The organism is Paraburkholderia sp. BR13444, from assembly GCF_040948755.1.
Lineage (GTDB): Bacteria > Pseudomonadota > Gammaproteobacteria > Burkholderiales > Burkholderiaceae > Paraburkholderia > Paraburkholderia youngii.
On sequence record NZ_JBFPKM010000018.1, the window covers coordinates 96,540 to 118,585 of the forward strand.

A 22,046-nucleotide genomic window follows, 5' to 3' on the forward strand; every position below is an offset into this window, starting at 1 on the left:
TTTCGTTGGCTGATGCTGTTACGAGCCCGCTTCGGAGCGCGCCGCAGGCCGTCCAGGCGTGCATTGCGTGGTGGCTGGAATGCCGCTATAGTCGTCGGATCAGTGCGTTGGCGTGGCCGATTTTGCCGGGTCGGCGAGACCGTTCGCTGCGCCGCGCCATCATGCTTGGTTCTCGTCCTTATGCGTTTTTGCGTTCCGTCCGCGCCGGCCGCGATCATCGCGATCGCCCTACCTTGCCAGCGGTGGCGCCCATCGTCCTATTCCAAAACCAAGTCCCACATCTGAACGACTCCCGAGGAGGCCCGACATGTCCGACAAACTGATCATTTTCGACACCACGCTGCGTGACGGCGAGCAATCGCCCGGCGCATCGATGACGAAGGAAGAGAAGATCCGCATCGCCAAGCAACTCGAACGGATGAAAGTCGACGTGATCGAAGCGGGTTTCGCGGCCAGCTCGAACGGCGACTTCGACGCGATCCATACGATCGCCGGTCTGGTGAAGGACAGCACGATCTGCTCGCTTGCGCGCGCGAACGACAAGGACATTCAGAAGGCCGCCGACGCACTGAAACCGGCCGATCATTTCCGCATCCACACGTTCATCGCGACGTCGCCGCTTCACATGGAAAAGAAGCTGCGCATGACGCCCGAGCAGGTCTTCGAGCAGGCCAGGCTCGCGGTGCGTTTCGCGCGCAAGTTCACCGACGACGTCGAATTCTCGCCGGAAGACGGCAGCCGCTCGGATATGGACTTCCTGTGCCGTGTGCTGGAAGCGGTGATCGCCGAAGGCGCGACCACGATCAACATTGCGGACACGGTCGGCTACGGCGTGCCGGAGCTCTATGGCCAGCTCGTGAAGACGCTGCGCGAGCGCATTCCGAACTCGCACAAGGCGGTGTTCTCCGTGCATTGCCACAACGACCTCGGCATGGCGGTCGCGAATTCGCTCGCCGGCGTGCAGATCGGCGGCGCGCGCCAGGTCGAATGCACGATCAACGGTCTGGGCGAGCGCGCGGGCAATACGTCGCTCGAAGAAATCGTGATGGCGGTGAAGACCCGCAAGGATTACTTCGGACTCGACGTCGGTCTCGATACGACTCAAATCGTGCCGGCCTCGAAGCTGGTGTCGCAGATCACTGGTTTCGTCGTTCAGCCGAACAAGGCCGTGGTCGGCGCGAACGCATTCGCGCACGCGTCGGGCATCCATCAGGACGGCGTGCTGAAGGCGCGCGACACCTACGAAATCATGCGTGCGGAAGACGTGGGTTGGACCGCGAACAAGATCGTGCTCGGCAAGCTGTCGGGCCGCAATGCGTTCAAACAGCGTCTGCAGGAGCTCGGCATCGCGCTCGACAGTGAAGCCGAACTGAATACCGCGTTCGCGCGTTTCAAGGAACTTGCAGATCGCAAGGCGGAGATTTTCGACGAAGACATCATCGCGATCGTCAACGAGGAATCGGCCGAAGCGCACGAGAAGGAGCACTACAAATTCCTGTCGATGTCGCAGCATTCGGAAACCGGCGAGCAGCCGCACGCGAAGGTCGTGTTCTCGGTAGAGGGCAAAGAGATCACCGGCGAAGCACGCGGCAACGGCCCGGTCGACGCCACGCTCAACGCGATCGAAACGGAAGTGGGCAGCGGCTCCGAGCTGCTGCTGTACTCGGTCAACGCGATCACGACCGGCACGCAGGCACAAGGCGAAGTGACCGTGCGGTTGTCGAAGAGCGGACGCATCGTCAACGGCACCGGCACCGATCCGGATATCGTCGCGGCGTCCGCGAAGGCGTATTTCTCGGCGCTCAACAAACTCTATTCGAATGCGGACAAGTTGAATCCGCAGCGCTCGGAGTAACGCGAACATGGCGCGCCGGTAGCGCGCAATCTCGACGGTGAATCGAAGGAGAAGCCCCGCGATGCCTGGCACGCGGGGCTTTTTTTCGCGGTCATCGCGCGGGCGCGATGAGCCGATACGCGGGGACTACTCCGCTGTCGTGCGCCGCAGCGACCAGCCGCTCCTTGCGCGCGCCTGCTCGCGGACCTGATATCTGAGGTCGACGGTGATTCCGCGGCGGGGCGCATCCGCGACGAACGCATCCAGCAGTTCGCGCACGTCGTGATCGACGAAATCGGCGCGTGTCGCGTCGACGATGACGGTGGCGCCATCCGGAATCTGCTGCAGATAGTGCTTGAGCGGCACCTTGCCGAGAAACGATACGTCCTTGCGAAACGACAGCAGGTAGTGATCGCCATGCTGCGCGAGCACGATCGGGCCGCGCAGGTTTGCGTACAGCGCGAACAGCATGCTGCACAGTATGCCGAGCACGATACCGATCAGCAGATCGGTGACGAGCACACCGACGACCGTGACGAGAAACGGTGCGAACGGCGCGAATCCCTGTCGCGCAAGCCCGGCGAACAACGACGGCTTGGCGAGTTTGAACCCAGTGAAGATCAGGATCGCGGCAAGGCAGGCGAGCGGGATCAGGTTGATCACGCTGGTGAGCGCGAACACGCTGACGAGAAGCAACACGCCATGAACGATCGCTGAGAGCCGGCTTTTTGCGCCGGCATGCACGTTCGCGGAGCTACGCACGATCACCGCGGTGATCGGCAGGCCACCGATCGCACCCGCGATCAGATTGCCCACGCCCTGCGCCTTCAGTTCGCGATCGGGCGGTGCGCGGCGGCGTTCCGGATCGATCTGTTCGACCGCTTCGAGGCTCAGTAGCGTTTCGAGACTTGCGAGGATGGCGATCGTAATCGCAACGCGCCATATGTCTGGATTGATGAGCTGGGCGAACCGTGGTCCGAAGTCGGCCGACGCGAGCACGGCTTGCAGCGCCGCGAACGATTCGAGCGACGGCAACGCGACCCGCCGTTCGGCGGGCGGTGCCAGCGATGGCGCGACGAGATCGAGAGCGAGCGTCGCGCCGATGCCGAGCAGCACCACCGCGAGCGGCGCCGGCATGATGCGCACGACAGCGAAGCGGCGCAGCGCGCGGGTTTCCCAGCCGGCGAGGATCGCAAGCGACAGCAGCGTGATCAGCACGGCGGTCAGCGAGATTGGGCCGAGCGGCGTTGCGAGCGCCGCCGCCGAGTGGGCGGAATGAGCGGTGCCGGACAGCCCCAGCGCTACGGGAAACTGCTTGAGGATCAACAGCACGCCGATGGCCGCGAGCATCCCCTTGATCACCGGCGACGGCACGTAGGCGGCGAACCGGCCAGCCCTGAGCATGCCGAAGCCGAACTGGATGACGCCCGACAGCAGCACAGCCAGCAGGAAAGCGGAAAAGCCGCCAAGCCGCGCGATGCCGTCGACGACGATCACGACGAGGCCCGCGGCCGGGCCGCTCACGCTCAGGCGCGAGCCGCTCAGCGCGGCAACCACCAGCCCGCCAATGATGCCCGACACCAGTCCGGCAAATGGGTCGACGCCCGACGCGTGAGCAATGCCGAGGCAAAGCGGCAGCGCCACCAGAAAAACGGCCGTTCCGGCGAGCACGTCGCGCTGGAGCGCGGAGAAGGGGGTTTGAGTATCCATGGAGTCCAGAAGCGAGAGGTGGGGCGGCGGGCGACGAACAGGGGTGGCTCGATGAGGATTCCGCTGTCGGCTCCGTCCGCGGTTCGAATGGCGGGTGCGACGCGCTTCGCTAGGCTGCGCTGTGCGCGGCGGTCGGGCAGGTCATCGCGTCGTCGGCGCTGTAACCGGAGGTGAGAACCTTGAGGCGCCCGTCGTCGAGCGCAAAGATCCAGCCGTGCACGAGCGGCGCCGGATCAGCCTCGTGCACGATCGGGCTCGCACGTAGCTGCCGCACCTGTTCGAGCACGTTCAGCTCGGCGAGGCGGTTGACGCGATCCGATTCAGTCGCCGCGCCGTCCAGTTCCGGGCGATGCGTTTTCGCGAGCGTGCAGAGCGGCGCGATACGCCGGTTTACATGGGGCAGCGCGGGGTCGGGCGGCAGCAGCGCGGCGCGCACGCCGCCGCAGCCATAGTGGCCGCAGACGATCACATGGCCGACCTTGAGCACTCGCACCGCGTATTCGAGGACGCTCGCGACGTTGTCGTCGCCGGGATCAAACAGGTTGGCGATGTTGCGATGGACGAACAGATCGCCGGGCTCGCAATGCGTGATCGTTTCGGCGGGCACTCGGCTGTCCGCACAGCCTATCCACAGAATGTGTGGATTCTGTCCGCGCATGAGATCGCGAAAGAATGCCGGATTGCGCGTCGCGGTTTCATGGGCCCACGCGACGTTGGCGACCAGCAGGTGTTTGGGGCGGTTCATCGTAGCAGCTCCGTAACAGAGGCAATTGACCTGGCACCGGACCGGAACCGCAGTTGCGCGGTCGATCGTCAGCCGGTGCACGAACGGTGTTTACAATAACCTTTCTTTTGCGAAGTTGTTTGACGTGAACAGGATAAAATTCTTCTTTATGCTTAGAGAATAAAAAAGCTGCCTACGGAAGGCAGCTTTTTTGAGATAACGCTCTTCGTTCGAAGATCGCGCTCAGGACTCAGAACAGGCTGCGGCGGTCGGGCTCGTGCAGCGGGTCGGGGGTCTTCTGCGTGAGGCGCAAGATGCCCTGGTCATCGAAGTAGAAGCTGTACAGCATGTACCAGACGTTGTCCTCGAGATAGCGATAGGTCCAGACTTCGCGCCTCATCATCGGGAAGTACGACGTTTCGACCGGACGGCCGAAGTTCACCAGTACGTCGCTGCGCGTCCATTTGCCGATCTCGGCACGGTAGAACTCGGTGGGTTGCAACACCTGGCGCATGTTGACGATCTTGCCGGCCGCGTCGATGTCGGCGGCGGTGGTGGTTTCGCCCATCGGTTGAGTGGGCCACATCAGGCGCTTGCCGCCGTCGGGCAGGTCGTAGATTTCGCGCGGCGGTCCGAGCCGCGCGATCACCGTCGATGCATCCGCTCCCTGTTGATACTGCTGCCACGGCTGGGCGCAGCCGGCGAGCGCGAGCACGCTCAGGCAAACGAACGCGGCGCGCCGCAGACTCGCGCCGGCCGGGGTTGTGATAGAGGCCGCCGTGCGGTGATGGCGGTTCGACATGTATTCCTCCGATGGCGTTTGAATAGCGGTTCTTATCATCGAGACCCACCATTTTGACACGCGCCGTGGCGAAAGAATGGCGCTGCCCGAACGTGGGTCGCCTCCAAAGGAGACCGGATGCGCCGGCTTGCCTATTCCGTGCGCGTGGTTCTATGATCCGCGCTTCGAAGATTCAGGCAGGACGACCATGACGGCGGTGTGGCAACGGGCGGCGGCGATTGCGCTGACGGCGATCTCAATTTCGGCGGTGGGCGTTGGCGTGGCTCAGGCGACGAGTTCGGGGGTGAATCCGACCGGCAAACCCACGGGCGCCCCGATCCGGCTCGCGCTGATCGAAGGCATGTCCGGCCCGTTCGCGAACGCGGGCGCGGCGGTCGAGCGCAATCTGCGCTTCGGCGTCGAGCAGGTCAACGCGCGCGGCGGCGTGAAGCTCGTGGACGGCGCGCATCCGTTCGAACTCGTCGTGCTCGACAGCAAGGGCAGCGCGGAAGAAGCGCTCACGCAAATGCGCGCAGCCGCGGATCGCCATATCGGCTACATCCTGCAGGGCAATAGCTCGGCGGTCGCCGCGGCGCTCATCGGCGCGATCGACAAGCAGAACAGCCGCGAGCCGGACAACCGCGAACTGTTCCTGAACTACTCGGCCGACGACCCCGCGCTCACCAACGCGAACTGCAGCTTCTGGCACTTCCGCTTCGACGCGCACGCGGGCATGCGGATGGCCGCGCTCGCCGAGGTGATCGAGCGCGACAAGACGGTGAAAAAGGTCTACCTGCTGAACCAGGACTACAGCTTCGGCCACGACGTGAGCAGCCTCGCGCGCTCGACGCTCACGGCGAAGCGCCCCGACATCGCGGTGGTCGGCGACGAATTTCACCCGATCGGCCGAGTGAAGGACTTTGCGCCGTACATCGCGAAGATCCGCGCGAGCGGCGCGGACGCCGTGATCACCGGCAACTGGGGCAACGACCTGACGTTGCTGGTGAAGGCGGCGCGCGAGCAGGGCCTCGACACGAAGTTCTACACGTTCTACGGCAACAGCCTCGGCGCGCCGGCCGCCCTCGGCGACGCGGGCGTGGGTCACGTGATCGCCGTGGCCGAGTGGCATCCGAACGTCGGCGGCGCGGCCTCCGATGCATGGTACGCAGCGTTCCGCGCGCGCTATCCGGCCGCGCAGGACGACTATCCGGTGCTGCGTATGCCACTGCTGCTCGACACACTTGCTGCCGCGATGAACCGCGCCGGCAGCGCCGATCCGACGGCGGTCGCGAAAGCGCTCGAGGCAATCCGCTTCGACAACGGTTTTCACGCATCCTGGATGCGCGCCGACGACCATCAGCTGATCCAGCCCCTTTACGTGATGCAGATGGACAAAGCCGGCACACCCGGCGTGCATTTCGATAACGAAGGTTCCGGCTACGGCTTTCGCACGGTGCTGGCGCTATCAGCCGAGCGTACGGTATTGCCGACGGTCTGTCGGATGCGGCGCCCCTGAGCGATGCGCGATTCCCCTTGCTAGCGCGGGCTTCGCGGCAGAAGTCGGCTGTGCTACAATACGCGTCCCGTTGTTCGGCTGGGTTCTCATTCAGCTAATTCAGCCACGAACGGGGCTCAGTAAATTGTGAAACGGGTATCCCACGGCACGGCCTTTCTTCCGTGACCGCCTGTCCAGTTATCAAGGAAATTGACATGTCCGCAGTTGAAGCAAGCAAGAAGTCCGAAGTCGTCGCGCAATTCGCACGCGCAGCTAACGACACCGGCTCCCCCGAAGTTCAGGTCGCGCTGCTCACGACGCGTATCAACGAACTGACCTCCCACTTCAAGGAGCACACGAAGGATCACCACAGCCGCCGCGGTCTGCTGCGCATGGTGAGCCGCCGTCGCAAGCTGCTCGACTACCTGAAGGGTAAGGACGCGGATCGTTACCGCAGCCTGATCGAGAAGCTGGGTCTGCGTAAGTAATCGGCCAGTCGTTCAGCAAGATGCCTGTGTCAGTTTCGCTGATACAGGCATTTTGTTTTTGCAAGGCGCGCTTCGTGTAACGCGCACCGCCCGTGATCCGCGGCGTATGCCGGTTCGCGCGGCGTCCACGGGCAAGCGTAGTAGCAGTAGCAGAGCAGCAGTAGAAAAGCAGTAACAGGAAACAAGGCCGGGCTTCAGGGCAGAGTTTTGTGTCATTCCAGCGGTTCGCGCGCGCGTGCAGCACGTGACTCTCTGGAATGGCATAGCACGACTCTTCCCATGCGGCGCCGGCCCCGGCGTTGCCGCGCCGCTTCCGGTCCGCGCGGCATTACGATGAGGAAAAGCAATGACTATGTTCAATAAGATCGTCAAAGAGTTTAAGTGGGGGCAGCACAACGTTCGCCTCGAAACCGGTGAAATCGCTCGCCAGGCGAGCGGCGCGGTGATCGTCGACGTCGAAGACACCGTGGTGCTCGCCACCGTGGTCGGCGCGAAGACCGCGAAGCCGGGTCAGGACTTCTTCCCTCTCACCGTCGATTACATCGAAAAGACCTACGCCGCCGGCAAGATCCCGGGTGGCTTCTTCCGCCGCGAAGGCCGTCCGTCGGAGGGCGAGACGCTGATCTCGCGACTGATCGACCGTCCGCTGCGCCCGCTCTTTCCGGAAGGCTTCTACAACGAAGTGCAGGTCGTGATTCACGTGCTGTCGCTGAATCCGGAAATCCCCGCCGACATCCCGGCGCTGATCGGCGCATCGGCGGCGCTAGCGGTGTCCGGCCTGCCGTTCAACGGACCGGTCGGCGCGGCACGCGTGGCCTACATCAACAACGAATACGTGCTGAATCCGACGCGTCCGCAGATGAAGGAATCGGCGCTCGACCTCGTCGTCGCCGGTACGGAACGCGCGGTGCTGATGGTCGAATCGGAAGCGCAGCAGCTGAGCGAAGAGGTGATGCTCGGCGCCGTCGTGTTCGGTCATGAGCAGATGCAGACCGCGATCGACGCGATCCACGAACTGGTCCGCGAAGGCGGCAAGCCCGAGTGGGACTGGCAGCCGGCCGCGAAGAACGAAGCGCTGATCGCGCGCGTCACGGAACTCGCGCAAGCCGATCTGCTCGCCGCTTACCAGATCCGCGACAAGCAGGCTCGCTCGACCAAGCTGAAGGAAGTCTACGCGGCGACCTCGGCGAAGCTCGAAGAAGAAGCGGCGGCAGCCGGTACCGTGGCGGCCGACAAAGCGTCGGTCGGCAACGTGCTGTTCGACATCGAAGCGAAGATCGTCCGTACCCAGATCCTGAACGGCGAGCCGCGTATCGACGGCCGTGACACGCGCACCGTGCGCCCGATCGAAATCCGCACCGGCGTGCTGCCGCGTACCCACGGCTCGGCGCTGTTCACGCGCGGCGAGACGCAGGCGCTGGTGGTTGCGACGCTCGGCACGAAGGGCGACGAGCAGAGCATCGACGCGCTGGAAGGCGAGTACCGCGAACGCTTCATGCTCCACTACAACATGCCTCCGTTCGCGACCGGCGAAACGGGCCGCGTCGGTTCGCCGAAGCGCCGTGAAATCGGTCACGGCCGTCTCGCCAAGCGCGCGCTCGTCGCGTGCCTGCCGAGCGCCGACGAATTCGGCTACTCGATCCGTGTCGTCTCGGAAATCACCGAGTCGAACGGTTCGTCGTCGATGGCTTCGGTGTGCGGCGGCTGCCTCGCGCTGATGGACGCCGGCGTGCCGATGAAGGCTCACGTCGCCGGTATCGCGATGGGCCTGATTCTCGAAGGCAACCGCTTCGCGGTGTTGACCGACATCCTCGGCGACGAAGATCACCTCGGCGACATGGACTTCAAGGTCGCGGGTACGGAACAAGGCGTGACCGCGCTGCAGATGGACATCAAGATCCAGGGCATCACGAAGGAAATCATGCAGGTCGCGCTCGCGCAGGCTAAGGAAGGCCGCATGCACATTCTCGGCAAGATGACCTCGGCCGTGGCAGGCGCGAACACGCAGCTGTCGGAGTTCGCACCGCGCATGATCACGATCAAGATCAACCCGGAAAAGATCCGCGACGTGATCGGCAAGGGCGGCTCGGTGATCCGTGCGCTGACCGAAGAAACCGGCACGACGATCGACATTTCAGACGACGGCGTCGTCACGATCGCGAGCACGAACAGCGAAGGCATGGCCGAAGCGAAGCGTCGTATCGAAGCGATCACGATGGAAGTCGAAGTGGGCCAGGTGTACGAAGGTACCGTGCTCAAGCTGCTCGACTTCGGCGCGATCGTGAACATCCTGCCGGGTAAGGACGGTCTGCTGCATATTTCCGAGATCGCGAACGAGCGCATCAAGGACATCAACGACTATCTGAAGGATGGCCAGCAGGTGAAGGTCAAGGTCATCCAGACGGACGAGAAGGGTCGTGTGCGTCTGTCGGCGAAGGCATTGCTGAACGACGCGCCGCAAGGCGAACCGACGCCGCAGTAAGGCGTTAGCGGACAAACGGCCGGCCGTGTCATGCACGCCGGCCGTTTTTCATGCAGGATGGATTGCGTTGCATATTCGAATCGCAGCGCTACGGCGGACGGCAGCAACGGGTAGGCAACGCAATCCAATCTTGGAGTTGACGCAGATGAAAGCGATCGAAATCACTGAATTCGGTGCCCCGGAAGTCCTCAAGCTGGCAGAGCGTCCGACGCCGCAGCTCAAGGCTGGCGAGGTGCTGATCAAGGTGGCGGCATCCGGCATCAATCGTCCGGACGTGTTTCAGCGCAAGGGCGGCTATGCGCCGCCGCCGGGAGCGTCGGATCTGCCGGGGCTGGAGGTGGCGGGCGAGATAGTCGGCGGCACGATCGAAGCGAAGAACAATCCGTTCGGTCTGAAGATTGGCGACCGCGTTTGCGCGCTGCTCGCGGGCGGCGGCTATGCCGAGTATGCGGCGGCGCCGCTTCTGCAATGCCTGCCCGTGCCGGCGGGATTGTCGGACGTCGAAGCGGCTTCGCTGCCCGAGACTTTCTTCACGGTGTGGAGCAACGTGTTCAATCGCGCGCAGCTCGGCCAGGGTGAGGGCGGCGCGAACGAAACGCTGCTCGTGCAGGGCGGATCGAGCGGCATCGGCGTGACGGCGATCCAGATTGCGCACGCGCTCGGCTTCCGTGTGTTCGCCACCGCAGGCTCGGACGACAAGTGCCGCGCGTGCGAAGCGCTCGGCGCCGAACGGGCGATCAACTACAGGACTGAAGATTTCGTCGAAGTCATCAAGTCGCTGACCAACGATCGTGGCGTCGACGTGATCCTCGACATGGTCGCGGGCAGCTACGTGCCGCGCGAACTGTCGGCGCTCGCCGACGGTGGCCGCATCGTGCTGATTGCGCTGCTCGGCGGCGCGAAGGCGGAGCTGAACCTGAACGAAGTGCTGCGTCGCCGTCTGACCGTTACCGGTTCGACGCTGCGGCCACGGCCGATCGAGTTCAAGGCACAGATCGCCGCGCAATTGAAAGAGCGCGTATGGCCGCATCTCGAAGCCGGGCGCATCAAGCCGGTCGTGCATCGCGTGTTTCCGGCCACCCAGGCTGCCGACGCGCATACGCTGATGGAAAGCAGCACCCACGTCGGCAAGATCGTGTTGACGTGGGGTCAGGAGGCTTGACACCATCGGTTTGACCCGATCCACCCCACGCAGTAAAATTGCGCGTTTTGCGCGCGCCGGAGCAGGTCGGACTGGCAAGACAGGACAATACGAGACGATGTCGAATCAACAACGAGCCAAACTGGTAGTCGGTAACTGGAAGATGCATGGGCGGCTCGCCGCGAACGCCGCGTTGTTGCAGGCAGTGGTGCAAGGCGCCAATGAATTGCCGGCCGACGTGCGCGTCGGTGTCTGCGTGCCGAGCCTCTATGTCGCGCAGGCGCAGTCGCTGCTCGAAGGCAGCCCGGTCGTGTGGGGCGTGCAGGACGTGTCCGCGTTCACGCATGGCGCCTATACCGGCGAAGTGGCTGCGCCGATGGTGACGGACTTCGGTGCCACGTTTGCGATCGTCGGGCATTCGGAGCGTCGTGCGTATCACCGCGAAAGCGCCGAGCTGGTCGCGGTGAAAGCGCAGCGTGTGCTCGAGGCGGGTTTGACGCCGATCGTGTGCGTCGGCGAAACGCTCGAAGAACGCGAGGCTGGTTCGACCGAGCAGGTCGTCGGCGGTCAGCTCGACGAAGTGCTCGCGAAGCTGTCGTCTCAGGACGCGGCTCGCCTCGTCGTCGCGTATGAGCCAGTGTGGGCAATTGGCACCGGCAAGAGCGCATCGGCGGCACAGGCGCAGGCCGTGCATGCGTTCCTGCGTGCTCGTCTCGCGGCAAAGGGTGCGGCGGACGTACCCTTGCTGTACGGGGGCAGCGTGAAACCGGACAACGCGGAAGAACTGTTCCGTCAGAACGATATCGACGGCGGTCTGATCGGCGGGGCGTCGTTGAAAGATCAGGATTTCCTGGCGATCTGCAAGGCGGCCGCTGCGACCAGCGTGGCGGGTTAAGCAGGGCGTCTCGACGAGGATGACTCCTTTTCGCGCCACACACAATGTGCGGCGCGGTTAAATAAAGACTCAGGTGAGTGTGATGCTGTATTTGAAAACATTGATTATCGTCGTTCAGTTGTTGTCGGCGCTCGGGGTCATCGGCCTCGTGTTGCTGCAGCACGGCAAGGGTGCCGACATGGGCGCAGCTTTCGGCAGCGGCGCATCGGGTAGCTTGTTCGGTGCGACGGGCTCGGCGAACTTCCTGTCGCGTACCACGGCGGTGCTCGCAGCGCTGTTCTTTGCCACGACCTTGGCGCTCACTTACCTTGGTGCGTATCACGTGAAGCCGTCGGCAGGCGTGCTGGGCGCGGCGGCTACTGCACCGATCGCGGCTTCGCCTGCTTCCGCACCGGCTGCAGGCTCGGCTCCGGTGGCGGCATCGCCCGCAGTGCCGGCATCGCCCGCGTCGGTTCCGGCAACGGGTGTGCCGAAATAAATTTTCTGTAGGCGTGCTCTTGTGCGTTGAACAATCTGTTTAAACAAGTTACAATTCAAGTCTTGAAGCGATTCGCGGGTTTTACAAGTTGTTTTCCCGGATTGCATATAGTGCCGACGTGGTGAAATTGGTAGACACGCTATCTTGAGGGGGTAGTGGCGAAAGCTGTGCGAGTTCGAGTCTCGCCGTCGGCACCAAATGTTATCTAAATGCCAGCCGCTTGCTTCGCTTCGGCTGGCATTTTCACTTCTGGCGTATGGCTGTAGGGCTTACGTCATGCGTGTTGAGGAAGTGATTTCGCGTCAGGGGTGCTATGCTCCTGACGGCACTCAGAACCAACCGATTGAGGATTGTCTTGAACCTCGCAGCCTATTTCCCCGTTTTGTTGTTCCTTATTGTGGGCACCGGTTTAGGCGTAGCACTGGTCAGTATCGGCAAGCTCCTCGGTCCCAACAAACCCGACACCGAAAAAAACGCACCGTACGAGTGCGGCTTCGAAGCATTCGAAGATGCGCGCATGAAGTTCGATGTGCGTTACTACCTCGTCGCCATTCTCTTCATCATTTTCGATCTTGAAACCGCGTTCCTGTTCCCGTGGGGCGTGGCATTGCGCGACATCGGCTGGGCCGGGTTCACAGCAATGATGATTTTCCTGCTCGAGTTCCTGCTTGGTTTTGCCTACATCTGGAAGAAGGGCGGCCTCGACTGGGAATGATGGATTAATCGCCGGTTTGCGTGGGTGGCCAGGCTTGCCGCCCCGTCTGGAGTGGAAAGCAAATGAGTATCGAAGGGGTCTTGAAAGAAGGGTTTGTCACCACTACGGCAGACAAACTGATCAACTGGACGCGCACCGGCTCGCTGTGGCCGATGACGTTCGGTCTCGCATGCTGCGCGGTCGAGATGATGCATGCGGGCGCCGCCCGTTATGACCTCGACCGTTTCGGTGTCGTGTTCCGTCCGAGTCCGCGTCAGTCGGACGTGATGATCGTCGCCGGTACGCTGTGCAACAAGATGGCGCCCGCTCTGCGCAAGGTCTACGACCAGATGGCGGAGCCGCGCTGGGTAATCTCGATGGGCTCGTGCGCGAACGGTGGCGGCTATTACCACTACTCGTACTCGGTGGTGCGCGGCTGCGACCGGATTGTCCCGGTCGATGTGTACGTGCCGGGTTGTCCGCCCACCGCGGAAGCGCTGGTGTACGGCGTGATCCAGCTGCAAGCCAAGATTCGCCGCACCAACACCATCGCCCGTCAATAAGGCCAAAGCCTCCCCACAATATGGCAAGCAAACTCGAGACCCTGAAAGCGAACCTCGAGGCGGCCTTTGGCGGCCTCCTGACGAGCGTGACCGAGTCGGTCGGTGAATTGACGATCGTCGTCAAGGCTGGCGACTACCTCAACGTGGCAAAGCGCCTGCGCGACGACCGCTCGCTCGGTTTCGAGCAGTGTGTCGACCTGTGCGGCGTCGATTACCAGACCTATGCTGAAGGCGCTTACGACGGCCCGCGTTTTGCAGCAGTGCTGCATCTGCTGTCGGTGCAGAACAACTGGCGTCTGCGTCTGCGCGTATTCGCGCCGGACGACGACATGCCGATCTTGCCGTCCGTCGTCGATATCTGGAATTCGGTCAACTGGTACGAGCGCGAAGCGTTCGACCTGTACGGCATCGTCTTCGAAGGTCACCCAGACCTGCGCCGCATTTTGACCGACTACGGTTTTATCGGTCATCCGTTCCGCAAGGATTTCCCTGTCTCCGGCTACGTCGAGATGCGCTACGACCCGGAAGAGAAGCGCGTCGTCTATCAGCCGGTGACGATCGAGCCGCGGGAAATCACGCCGCGCGTGATCCGCGAGGATCGCTATGGCGGTCTGAAACACTAAGAGAACGTCATGGCAGAGATCAAGAACTACACGCTCAACTTCGGTCCGCAGCACCCGGCAGCGCACGGTGTGTTGCGCCTCGTGCTCGAACTCGACGGCGAAGTGATTCAGCGCGCCGATCCGCACATCGGTCTGCTGCATCGCGCAACTGAAAAGCTCGCCGAAAGCAAGACGTTTATCCAGTCGGTGCCGTACATGGACCGTCTCGACTACGTGTCGATGATGGCCAACGAGCACGGCTACGTGCTTGCCATCGAGAAGTTGCTCGGCATCGACGTGCCACTGCGCGCGCAATACATTCGCGTACTGTTCGACGAAATCACGCGCGTGTTGAATCACCTGATGTGGATCGGCGCGCACGCGCTCGACGTCGGTGCGATGGCGGTGTTCCTGTATGCGTTCCGCGAGCGCGAAGACCTGATGGACGTGTACGAAGCGGTGTCCGGCGCACGGATGCACGCGGCCTACTACCGTCCGGGTGGCGTCTACCGCGATCTGCCTGACGCAATGCCGCAATACAAGGCGTCGAAGATTCGCAATGCGAAGGCGTTGTCGAAGATGAACGAGAACCGTCAGGGTTCGCTGCTCGACTTCATCGACGACTTCTTCACCCGTTTCCCGAAGTGCGTGGACGAATACGAAACGCTGCTCACCGACAACCGGATCTGGAAGCAGCGTCTGGTCGGCATCGGTGTGGTCAGCCCGGAGCGCGCGCTACAACTCGGCATGACCGGCGCGATGCTGCGTGGCTCGGGCGTCGAGTGGGACCTGCGCAAGAAGCAACCGTATGAAGTTTATGACAAGCTCGACTTCGACATTCCGGTCGGCGTGAATGGCGATTGCTACGACCGCTATCTGGTACGCGTCGAAGAAATGCGTCAATCGTGCCGGATCGCGAAACAGTGCATTGAGTGGCTGCGTAAAAATCCCGGCCCTGTGATGACGGACAATCACAAGGTGGCGCCGCCGTCGCGCGTCGGCATGAAGTCGAACATGGAAGATCTGATCCATCACTTCAAGCTGTTCACCGAAGGCTTCCACGTGCCCGAAGGCGAGGCGTACGCCGCAGTCGAACATCCGAAGGGCGAGTTCGGCATCTATCTGATCTCGGACGGCGCCAACAAGCCATACCGTCTGAAGATCCGCGCGCCGGGCTATGCACACCTGTCCTCGCTTGACGAAATGGCCCGCGGCCACATGATCGCCGATGCCGTGACGATCATCGGCACGCAGGACATCGTGTTCGGCGAAGTGGATCGCTAGGACGTATTCATCGACGCGCGTCCGCGGTCGTTGCACCGCCACCCGCGTCAAGCAAAGGAACGCCGGGTCTGTCGCAGTATCACGTGAGCGACAGGTTTTCGTTCGGTAGGAATTGAAAGAGTCGTGTCTGAAAATGATCTCAGCTGAAGGCCTGAAAGAAATCGATCGTGCGGTCGCAAAGTACCCCGCCGATCAGAAACAGTCCGCCGTGATGTCGGCGTTGGCCACTGCTCAAACCGAGCATGGTTGGCTGTCGCCCGAACTCATGCAGTTCGTCGCGGATTATCTCGGCATGCCGGCAATCGCCGTGCAGGAGGTAGCGACCTTCTACACGATGTATGAGACCGCGCCGGTCGGTAAGTTCAAGATCACGCTCTGCACGAACCTGCCGTGCCAGCTCGGCCCTGACGGCGGTTCCGAAAGCGCCGCTGAATACCTGAAGCAGAAGCTCGGCATCGACTTCGGCGAAACCACGCCCGATGGCAAATTCACGCTGAAAGAAGGTGAGTGCATGGGTTCGTGCGGCGACGCGCCGGTGATGCTGGTGAACAACCAACGCATGTGCAGCTTCATGAGCCGCGAGAAGATCGACCAGCTGCTCGAGGAACTTTCGAAATGACGGCTTTACACGATCGTCACATCAAACCGCTGATTCTCGCCGGACTGAACGGCGACAACTGGCATCTCGAAGACTACGTGGCGCGCGGCGGTTATGCCCAGCTGCGTCGCATCCTGGAAGAAAAGATCGCGCCCGAGCAGGTGATCGCCGACGTCAAGGCGTCGGGTCTGCGCGGCCGCGGCGGCGCGGGCTTCCCGACCGGTCTGAAGTGGAGCTTCATGCCGCGCCAGTTCCCGGGCCAGAAGTACCTCGTCTGTAATTCGGACGAGGGCGAGCCGGGTACGTTCAAGGACCGCGACATTCTGCGCTTCAATCCGCATTCGTTGATCGAAGGTATGGCGATCGGCGCGTACGCGATGGGCATCACGGTCGGCTACAACTATATTCACGGCGAAATCTGGGAAGTCTATAAGCGCTTCGAAGAAGCGTTGGAAGAAGCTCGCCGCGCCGGGTTCCTCGGCGACAACATCATGGGCTCGGGCTTCTCGTTCCAGCTGCATGCGCACCATGGTTACGGCGCGTATATCTGCGGCGAGGAAACGGCGCTGCTCGAATCGATCGAGGGCAAGAAGGGGCAACCGCGCTTCAAACCGCCGTTCCCGGCGAGCTTTGGCGTGTACGGCAAGCCCACCACGATCAACAACACCGAGACCTTCGCGGCGGTGCCGTTCCTGCTCGCCATCGGACCGCAGAATTACCTTGAAATCGGCAAGCCGAACAACGGCGGCACGAAGATTTTCTCGGTGTCGGGCGACGTCGAGCGTCCGGGTAATTACGAAATTCCGCTCGGCACGCCGTTCGCGACGCTGATGGAACTCGCCGGCGGCATGCGCGGCGGCAAGAAGATCAAGGCCGTGATTCCTGGCGGTTCGTCGGCGCCGGTGATTCCGGGCGACATCATGATGCAGACCGACATGGATTACGACTCGATCGCGAAGGCTGGCTCGATGCTCGGCTCGGGCGCGGTGATCGTGATGGACGAGACGCGCTGCATGGTGCGCTCGTTGCTGCGCCTGTCGTACTTCTACTACGAAGAGTCGTGCGGTCAATGCACGCCTTGCCGTGAAGGCACAGGCTGGCTGTATCGCGTCGTACATCGTATCGAGCATGGTCTCGGCCGCCAGGAAGATCTGGATCTGCTGAACTCTGTCGCGGAAAACATCATGGGCCGCACGATCTGCGCGCTCGGCGACGCGGCAGCCATGCCGGTTCGGGGCATGCTCAAGCACTACTGGGACGAATTCGAATATCACGTCGCCCACAAGCATTGCCTCGTCGGCGGCCATGCCGGCACGGCGGCGGCGCCCGAAACAGTGGCAGCCTGAGTCGCGCCGACAGATTTGGCTGACGAATAACTACCAGACGAACACCTCAACCGCAGGATTCATCGCCCGAAGCGGGCGATGAACTGGCGAACGATTGAGCGGTAACAGGTTAAGGAAGATTGACCATCATGGTTGAACTGGAAATAGACGGCAAGAAAGTCGAGGTGCCTGAAGGCAGCATGGTGATCCAGGCTGCGCATAAGGTCGACACCTACATTCCTCACTTCTGCTATCACAAGAAGCTGTCGATTGCGGCCAACTGCCGGATGTGTCTGGTCGATGTCGAGAAGATGCCGAAGGCCGTGCCCGCGTGCGCGACCCCGGTGTCGGCCGGCATGATCGTGCGCACCAAGTCGGACAAGGCGGTGAAGGGCCAGCAAGCTGTGATGGAATTCCTGCTGATCAACCATCCGCTCGACTGCCCGATCTGCGACCAGGGCGGCGAGTGCCAGTTGCAGGATCTGGCCGTCGGTTACGGCAAGTCGTCGTCGCGCTATAGCGAAGAAAAGCGCGTGGTGTTCCACAAGAACGTGGGCCCGCTGATCTCGATGGAAGAGATGTCGCGCTGCATTCACTGCACGCGTTGCGTCCGCTTCGGCCAGGAAATCGCCGGCGTGATGGAACTCGGCATGCTTGGCCGCGGCGAGCATTCGGAAATCACGTCGTTCGTCGGCAAGACGGTCGACTCGGAACTGTCGGGCAACATGATCGACCTGTGCCCGGTCGGCGCGCTGACCAGCAAGCCGTTCCGCTACAGCGCCCGTACCTGGGAGCTGTCGCGCCGCAAGTCGGTGAGCCCGCACGATTCCGTTGGCGCGAACCTCATCGTGCAGGTGAAGAACAATCGCGTGATGCGCGTTCTGCCGTTCGAAAACGAAGCGATCAACGAGTGCTGGATTTCGGACAAGGATCGCTTCTCGTACGAAGGTCTCAACAGCCCCGAGCGTCTGACCAAGCCGATGCTCAAGCAGGGCGGCCAGTGGGTCGAAACCGACTGGCAAACCGCGCTCGATTATGTGGTCAAGGGCCTGCAGGGCATCGTGGGCGACCACGGCGCGAACGCGCTTGCGGCGCTGTCGAGCGCGCACAGCACAGTCGAAGAACTGTTCCTGTTGAAGCAGATCGCGCAAGCGGTCGGCACGCCGAACGTCGACTTCCGTCTGCGTCAGTCGGACTTCTCGGCTCCCGTTACCGGCGCGCCGTGGCTCGGCGGCACGATCGCCGATCTGTCGAACGTCGATGCGGCGCTCGTGATCGGCTCGGATCTGCGTCGTGATCATCCGCTGTTCGCCGCGCGTCTGCGCCAGGTCGCACGCGGCGGCTCGGCGCTCACGTTGATCCAGGCCACCAACGACGACGCGATGATCCCGCAGGCGCACCGTGTGGTCGCCGCACCGTCGGCATGGCTCGAGGCGTTGGCAGGGATCGCCGGCGCGGTGGGCGAAGCGAAGGGCGTCGCACTGCCGGAAGCATTCGCCGGCACGCAGCCGACGGACGCGCACAAGCAGATCGCGAAATCGCTGACCAACGGCGCACTGCGCCTCGTGCTGCTCGGCAACGACGCGGTTCGTCATACGGACTTCGCGGCGATCCACGCCGCGGCGCAATGGATTGCCGAAGCGACCGGCGCCACGCTCGGTTTCCTGACCGAAGCGGCCAACACGGTCGGCGCGCACCTCGTGAACGCGCTGCCGGGCGAAGGCGGTCTCAATGCACGCGAAGTGTTCGAGCAACCGCGCAAAGGCTATCTGCTTTTGAATCTCGAGCCGGAATTCGACACGGCCAATCCGGCTCAAGCGCTTGCCGCGCTGAAGCAGGCCGAGATGGTCGTCGTGATGTCGCCGTTCCAGACCGGCGCCGACTATGCCGACGTGCTGTTGCCGATTGCACCGTTCACGGAAACGGGCGGCTCGTTCGTCAACGCGGAAGGCACGGTGCAGGCTTTCAACGGCGTCGTGCGTCCGCTCGGCGACACGCGTCCGGCGTGGAAGGTGTTGCGCGTGCTGGGCAGCCTGCTCGGCGCGCCGGGCTTCGAATACGACACGGTCGAAGAAGTGCGCACAGCGGCGCTCGGCGACGGTGACGTCAGTTCGAGGCTGTCGAACCGTACCGGCGTCGCGGTGACGCGCGGCCAGGCCGTGAAGGCTGCGGAAGGCAAGTTCGAGCGTCTCGCGAACGTGCCGATCTATCACGCCGACGCGCTGGTGCGTCGCGCGGAGTCGCTGCATCTGACCGCGGCGGCCCGTACGGCGAATTCGGTCGGCCTGCCGGCTGCGCTGTTCGACAAACTGGGTTTGAAAGAGGGCGACGCGGTGCGCGTTCGTCAGGGCGAGCAAGCGGTGCAGTTGCCGGCCGTGCGCGACGCGAATCTTGCGGAGACGGTCGTCCGCGTATCGGCGGCTACGCCTGCCGGTGCAGCGCTGGGCAGCCTGTTCGGTGAACTGGTGGTGGAGAAGGCGTAAATGAGCTTGTTCGATACGATCAACTCGGGCGGCGCCCAGCTTCTCGGTGTGGCATGGCCTACGGTGTGGGCGCTCGTGCGCATCCTGGTGGTGGCCGTCGTGATCCTGCTGTGCGTCGCTTACCTGATCCTGTGGGAGCGGAAGCTGATCGGCTGGATGCACGTGCGTCTCGGTCCGAACCGCGTCGGCCCCGGCGGCCTGTTGCAGCCGATCGCCGACGTGCTGAAGCTTCTACTCAAGGAAGTGATCCAGCCTGCCCAGGCGAGCCGCTGGATCTACGTCATCGCGCCGATCATGGTGGTGGTGCCGGCGTTCGCGGTGTGGGCGGTGATTCCGTTCCAGGCGGGCGCGGTACTCGGCGACATCAACGCGGGTCTGCTGTACGCGATGGCGATCTCGTCGATCGGCGTGTATGGCGTGATTCTGGCCGGCTGGGCATCGAACTCGAAATATGCGTTCCTCGGCGCGATGCGCGCCGCCGCGCAGATGGTCTCGTACGAAATCTCGATGGGCTTCGCGCTGGTGGTCGTGCTGATGACGGCCGGTACGCTGAATCTGTCGGGCATCGTCGGCTCGCAGGAGCAGGGCTTCTTCGCCTCGCACGGCTTGAATTTCCTGTCGTGGAACTGGCTACCGCTGCTGCCGATGTTCGTCGTGTACTTCATCTCGGGCATCGCCGAAACGAACCGTCACCCGTTCGACGTGGTGGAAGGCGAATCGGAAATCGTCGCGGGTCACATGATCGATTACTCGGGCATGGCGTTCGCGCTGTTCTTCCTCGCCGAGTACATCAACATGATCGTGATCTCGGCATTGGCTGCAACACTGTTCCTTGGGGGCTGGAGCGCTCCGTTCGGGTTCCTGTCGTTCATCCCGGGCATCTTCTGGCTCGTCCTCAAGGTTTTCCTGCTGTTGTCGGTGTTCATCTGGGCGCGTGCCACGTTCCCGCGCTACCGCTATGACCAGATCATGCGTCTCGGCTGGAAGGTCTTCATTCCGGTCTGCGTGGTGTGGCTCGTGGTGGTCGGCTTCTGGATCATGTCGCCGTTGAACATCTGGAAATAAAGGGCGGACGAACCCATGACCGCAATCCAAAACTTCTTCAAGACTTTCTTCCTCACGGAACTGCTGAAAGGCCTCGCGCTGACCGGACGCTACACGTTTCAGCGCAAGGTCACCGTGCAGTTCCCGGAAGAAAAGACCCCGATCTCGCCGCGTTTCCGCGGTCTGCATGCGCTGCGCCGGTATGAAAACGGCGAGGAGCGCTGCATCGCGTGCAAGCTGTGCGAAGCGGTGTGCCCGGCGCTCGCGATCACGATCGAATCGGAAACGCGCGCGGACAACACGCGCCGCACGACGCGCTACGACATCGACCTGACCAAGTGCATCTTCTGCGGTTTCTGCGAAGAGAGCTGCCCGGTCGACTCGATCGTCGAGACGCACATTCTCGAGTATCACGGCGAGAAGCGCGGCGACCTGTACTTCACGAAGGAAATGCTGCTGGCCGTTGGCGACCGCTACGAAGCACAAATCGCCGCCAACAAGGCAGCCGACGCACCGTATCGTTGAAGCGCTTTCCCGCTGATGCAGTAAATGCGGCAGTAAAAGCATTAACACGGCCTGCTGTCGGGCCGACCGCCGCGGCCTGAACGCCGCGGCACGGCGCACCTGTGTGGCGGTACTGGCGGTTTGCTCCGCTTTTGCCAACCACGCGTGCCAAAGAACAATGCCTGACGATGGCCTAACGATGAACCGGTAATCATGGAATTCACGACCGTACTGTTCTACATCTTCGCGCTGCTCCTCGTGGTTTCAGGGCTGAAGGTGATCACCTCCCGCAATCCAGTGGCGTGCGCACTGTATCTGGTGCTGGCGTTCTTCAACGCAGCCGCGATCTGGATGCTGCTCGAGGCGGAGTTCCTCGCGATCCTGCTGGTGCTGGTCTACGTCGGCGCGGTGATGGTGCTGTTCCTGTTCGTCGTGATGATGCTGGACATCAATCTCGACGTGCTGCGCAAGGACTTCAAACGCTTCGTGCCGATGGCATCGGCAGTGGGCGCGATCATCGTGATCGAAACGGCACTGATTCTGTGGCACGGCTACGGCGCGACGGCTACCGCACTGCACGACACGGCCTCGGCCGCCGCCGGTATGGGCGACTGGTCGAACACGCGCCTGATCGGCAAGGTCATCTACACCAACTACATCTTCGCGTTCGAAATCGCCGGCCTGATTCTGCTGGTCGCCATCATCGCGGCGATCGCGCTGACCACGAGCGACAAGAAGGACAGCAAGCGTCAGAACGTCAGCGCGCAGGTCAAGGTGCGTGCCCAGGACCGCGTGCGCGTCGTGAAGATGCCGTCGGAGAAAACCGCGGCGACCATCGCGGCGGAACAAGCGGCTGCCGCGGCAGCCGCAGCAGCAGCCGACTCGGCAGCAGCCAAGAACAGCTGAGCGGACAGGAGATAG

Annotated in this window: 20 protein-coding genes and 1 tRNA gene; 18 read left to right on the top strand and 3 right to left on the bottom strand. The window is 62.6% G+C overall.

Features of this window, described 5'->3' with window-relative positions:
- Window positions 1-307: 307 nt before the first annotated feature.
- Window positions 308-1,855, top strand: coding sequence for a 2-isopropylmalate synthase (locus AB3X95_RS33310; RefSeq protein ID WP_176121303.1), 1,548 nt, complete (start codon window positions 308-310; stop codon window positions 1,853-1,855).
- A 126-nt stretch (window positions 1,856-1,981) separates the two neighbouring features.
- Here the strand turns inward: AB3X95_RS33310 and AB3X95_RS33315 are convergent, their stop codons facing one another.
- The 3 genes from AB3X95_RS33315 to AB3X95_RS33325 form a co-directional block, all read right to left on the bottom strand.
- Window positions 1,982-3,544 carry a SulP family inorganic anion transporter gene (locus AB3X95_RS33315; protein ID WP_368623509.1) on the bottom strand — a complete coding sequence of 521 codons (1,563 nt, stop codon included), beginning with the start codon at window positions 3,542-3,544 and terminating at the stop codon, window positions 1,982-1,984.
- Between the two features lie 109 nt (window positions 3,545-3,653).
- Window positions 3,654-4,289: a carbonic anhydrase gene (locus AB3X95_RS33320; protein ID WP_176121305.1), complete on the bottom strand. Its 636-nt coding sequence runs from the start codon at window positions 4,287-4,289 to the stop codon at window positions 3,654-3,656.
- A gap of 229 nt (window positions 4,290-4,518) precedes the next feature.
- Window positions 4,519-5,070 (bottom strand): hypothetical protein, encoded by a 552-nt coding sequence (locus tag AB3X95_RS33325; protein ID WP_176121306.1) that lies wholly within the window; start codon window positions 5,068-5,070, stop codon window positions 4,519-4,521.
- Window positions 5,071-5,257: 187 nt separating this feature from the next.
- Between AB3X95_RS33325 and AB3X95_RS33330 the strand changes: the two genes are divergently transcribed.
- The 17 genes from AB3X95_RS33330 to AB3X95_RS33410 all read left to right on the top strand — a co-directional run bounded on the left by AB3X95_RS33330 (window position 5,258) and on the right by AB3X95_RS33410 (window position 22,031).
- Window positions 5,258-6,565 (top strand): branched-chain amino acid ABC transporter substrate-binding protein, encoded by a 1,308-nt coding sequence (locus tag AB3X95_RS33330; protein WP_176121354.1) that lies wholly within the window; start codon window positions 5,258-5,260, stop codon window positions 6,563-6,565.
- A gap of 194 nt (window positions 6,566-6,759) precedes the next feature.
- Window positions 6,760-7,032 carry a 30S ribosomal protein S15 gene (gene rpsO / locus AB3X95_RS33335; RefSeq protein ID WP_008920609.1) on the top strand — a complete coding sequence of 91 codons (273 nt, stop codon included), beginning with the start codon at window positions 6,760-6,762 and terminating at the stop codon, window positions 7,030-7,032.
- Between the two features lie 346 nt (window positions 7,033-7,378).
- The gene (pnp, locus tag AB3X95_RS33340; RefSeq protein ID WP_176109129.1) at window positions 7,379-9,514 is read left to right on the top strand and encodes a polyribonucleotide nucleotidyltransferase; all 2,136 of its coding nucleotides are present in this window, start codon (window positions 7,379-7,381) and stop codon (window positions 9,512-9,514) included.
- 145 nt (window positions 9,515-9,659) lie between these two features.
- Window positions 9,660-10,676, top strand: coding sequence for an NAD(P)H-quinone oxidoreductase (locus tag AB3X95_RS33345; protein ID WP_176121307.1), 1,017 nt, complete (start codon window positions 9,660-9,662; stop codon window positions 10,674-10,676).
- 97 nt (window positions 10,677-10,773) lie between these two features.
- Window positions 10,774-11,550, top strand: a complete 777-nt coding sequence (tpiA, locus tag AB3X95_RS33350; protein WP_176121308.1) for a triose-phosphate isomerase — start codon at window positions 10,774-10,776, stop codon at window positions 11,548-11,550.
- A gap of 82 nt (window positions 11,551-11,632) precedes the next feature.
- Window positions 11,633-12,028: a preprotein translocase subunit SecG gene (gene secG, locus AB3X95_RS33355; RefSeq protein WP_176109126.1), complete on the top strand. Its 396-nt coding sequence runs from the start codon at window positions 11,633-11,635 to the stop codon at window positions 12,026-12,028.
- 112 nt (window positions 12,029-12,140) lie between these two features.
- Window positions 12,141-12,225: transfer RNA gene (locus tag AB3X95_RS33360), tRNA-Leu, on the top strand.
- 158 nt (window positions 12,226-12,383) lie between these two features.
- Window positions 12,384-12,743, top strand: coding sequence for an NADH-quinone oxidoreductase subunit A (locus tag AB3X95_RS33365; protein ID WP_018420012.1), 360 nt, complete (start codon window positions 12,384-12,386; stop codon window positions 12,741-12,743).
- Window positions 12,744-12,805: 62 nt separating this feature from the next.
- The gene (locus AB3X95_RS33370; protein ID WP_006052903.1) at window positions 12,806-13,285 is read left to right on the top strand and encodes an NADH-quinone oxidoreductase subunit B family protein; all 480 of its coding nucleotides are present in this window, start codon (window positions 12,806-12,808) and stop codon (window positions 13,283-13,285) included.
- 20 nt (window positions 13,286-13,305) lie between these two features.
- Window positions 13,306-13,908: an NADH-quinone oxidoreductase subunit C gene (locus AB3X95_RS33375; protein ID WP_176109125.1), complete on the top strand. Its 603-nt coding sequence runs from the start codon at window positions 13,306-13,308 to the stop codon at window positions 13,906-13,908.
- Window positions 13,909-13,917: 9 nt separating this feature from the next.
- A complete protein-coding gene (locus AB3X95_RS33380) occupies window positions 13,918-15,171 on the top strand; it encodes an NADH-quinone oxidoreductase subunit D (protein ID WP_176121309.1) in 1,254 nt (417 codons plus the stop codon).
- Window positions 15,172-15,304: 133 nt separating this feature from the next.
- Window positions 15,305-15,790 (top strand): NADH-quinone oxidoreductase subunit NuoE, encoded by a 486-nt coding sequence (gene nuoE / locus AB3X95_RS33385; RefSeq protein WP_368623510.1) that lies wholly within the window; start codon window positions 15,305-15,307, stop codon window positions 15,788-15,790.
- Window positions 15,787-17,115: an NADH-quinone oxidoreductase subunit NuoF gene (gene nuoF, locus AB3X95_RS33390; RefSeq protein ID WP_184227625.1), complete on the top strand. Its 1,329-nt coding sequence runs from the start codon at window positions 15,787-15,789 to the stop codon at window positions 17,113-17,115. Before nuoE ends, nuoF begins: the two co-directional genes overlap by 4 nt.
- A gap of 128 nt (window positions 17,116-17,243) precedes the next feature.
- Window positions 17,244-19,577: an NADH-quinone oxidoreductase subunit NuoG gene (gene nuoG, locus AB3X95_RS33395; RefSeq protein WP_368623511.1), complete on the top strand. Its 2,334-nt coding sequence runs from the start codon at window positions 17,244-17,246 to the stop codon at window positions 19,575-19,577.
- The gene (gene nuoH, locus AB3X95_RS33400; RefSeq protein WP_176121312.1) at window positions 19,578-20,642 is read left to right on the top strand and encodes an NADH-quinone oxidoreductase subunit NuoH; all 1,065 of its coding nucleotides are present in this window, start codon (window positions 19,578-19,580) and stop codon (window positions 20,640-20,642) included.
- 15 nt (window positions 20,643-20,657) lie between these two features.
- On the top strand, window positions 20,658-21,146 hold the full coding sequence (nuoI, locus tag AB3X95_RS33405) for an NADH-quinone oxidoreductase subunit NuoI (RefSeq protein WP_013088942.1): 489 nt from the start codon (window positions 20,658-20,660) through the stop codon (window positions 21,144-21,146).
- A gap of 192 nt (window positions 21,147-21,338) precedes the next feature.
- Entirely contained in the window at window positions 21,339-22,031 is a 693-nt protein-coding gene (locus AB3X95_RS33410; RefSeq protein ID WP_368623512.1) for an NADH-quinone oxidoreductase subunit J, read from the top strand.
- Window positions 22,032-22,046: the final 15 nt, after the last annotated feature.

What these genes read in the sequence shown, in the direction of transcription:
- AB3X95_RS33310 (WP_176121303.1), top strand. Translation starts at nt 308, where the DNA reads ATGTCCGACAAACTGATCATTTTCGACACCACGCTGCGTGACGGCGAG.
- AB3X95_RS33315 (WP_368623509.1), bottom strand. Translation starts at nt 3,544, where the DNA reads ATGGATACTCAAACCCCCTTCTCCGCGCTCCAGCGCGACGTGCTCGCC.
- AB3X95_RS33320 (WP_176121305.1), bottom strand. Translation starts at nt 4,289, where the DNA reads ATGAACCGCCCCAAACACCTGCTGGTCGCCAACGTCGCGTGGGCCCAT.
- AB3X95_RS33325 (WP_176121306.1), bottom strand. Translation starts at nt 5,070, where the DNA reads ATGTCGAACCGCCATCACCGCACGGCGGCCTCTATCACAACCCCGGCC.
- AB3X95_RS33330 (WP_176121354.1), top strand. Translation starts at nt 5,258, where the DNA reads ATGACGGCGGTGTGGCAACGGGCGGCGGCGATTGCGCTGACGGCGATC.
- rpsO (WP_008920609.1), top strand. Translation starts at nt 6,760, where the DNA reads ATGTCCGCAGTTGAAGCAAGCAAGAAGTCCGAAGTCGTCGCGCAATTC.
- pnp (WP_176109129.1), top strand. Translation starts at nt 7,379, where the DNA reads ATGACTATGTTCAATAAGATCGTCAAAGAGTTTAAGTGGGGGCAGCAC.
- AB3X95_RS33345 (WP_176121307.1), top strand. Translation starts at nt 9,660, where the DNA reads ATGAAAGCGATCGAAATCACTGAATTCGGTGCCCCGGAAGTCCTCAAG.
- tpiA (WP_176121308.1), top strand. Translation starts at nt 10,774, where the DNA reads ATGTCGAATCAACAACGAGCCAAACTGGTAGTCGGTAACTGGAAGATG.
- secG (WP_176109126.1), top strand. Translation starts at nt 11,633, where the DNA reads ATGCTGTATTTGAAAACATTGATTATCGTCGTTCAGTTGTTGTCGGCG.
- AB3X95_RS33370 (WP_006052903.1), top strand. Translation starts at nt 12,806, where the DNA reads ATGAGTATCGAAGGGGTCTTGAAAGAAGGGTTTGTCACCACTACGGCA.
- AB3X95_RS33375 (WP_176109125.1), top strand. Translation starts at nt 13,306, where the DNA reads ATGGCAAGCAAACTCGAGACCCTGAAAGCGAACCTCGAGGCGGCCTTT.
- AB3X95_RS33380 (WP_176121309.1), top strand. Translation starts at nt 13,918, where the DNA reads ATGGCAGAGATCAAGAACTACACGCTCAACTTCGGTCCGCAGCACCCG.
- nuoE (WP_368623510.1), top strand. Translation starts at nt 15,305, where the DNA reads ATGATCTCAGCTGAAGGCCTGAAAGAAATCGATCGTGCGGTCGCAAAG.
- nuoF (WP_184227625.1), top strand. Translation starts at nt 15,787, where the DNA reads ATGACGGCTTTACACGATCGTCACATCAAACCGCTGATTCTCGCCGGA.
- nuoG (WP_368623511.1), top strand. Translation starts at nt 17,244, where the DNA reads ATGGTTGAACTGGAAATAGACGGCAAGAAAGTCGAGGTGCCTGAAGGC.
- nuoH (WP_176121312.1), top strand. Translation starts at nt 19,578, where the DNA reads ATGAGCTTGTTCGATACGATCAACTCGGGCGGCGCCCAGCTTCTCGGT.
- nuoI (WP_013088942.1), top strand. Translation starts at nt 20,658, where the DNA reads ATGACCGCAATCCAAAACTTCTTCAAGACTTTCTTCCTCACGGAACTG.
- AB3X95_RS33410 (WP_368623512.1), top strand. Translation starts at nt 21,339, where the DNA reads ATGGAATTCACGACCGTACTGTTCTACATCTTCGCGCTGCTCCTCGTG.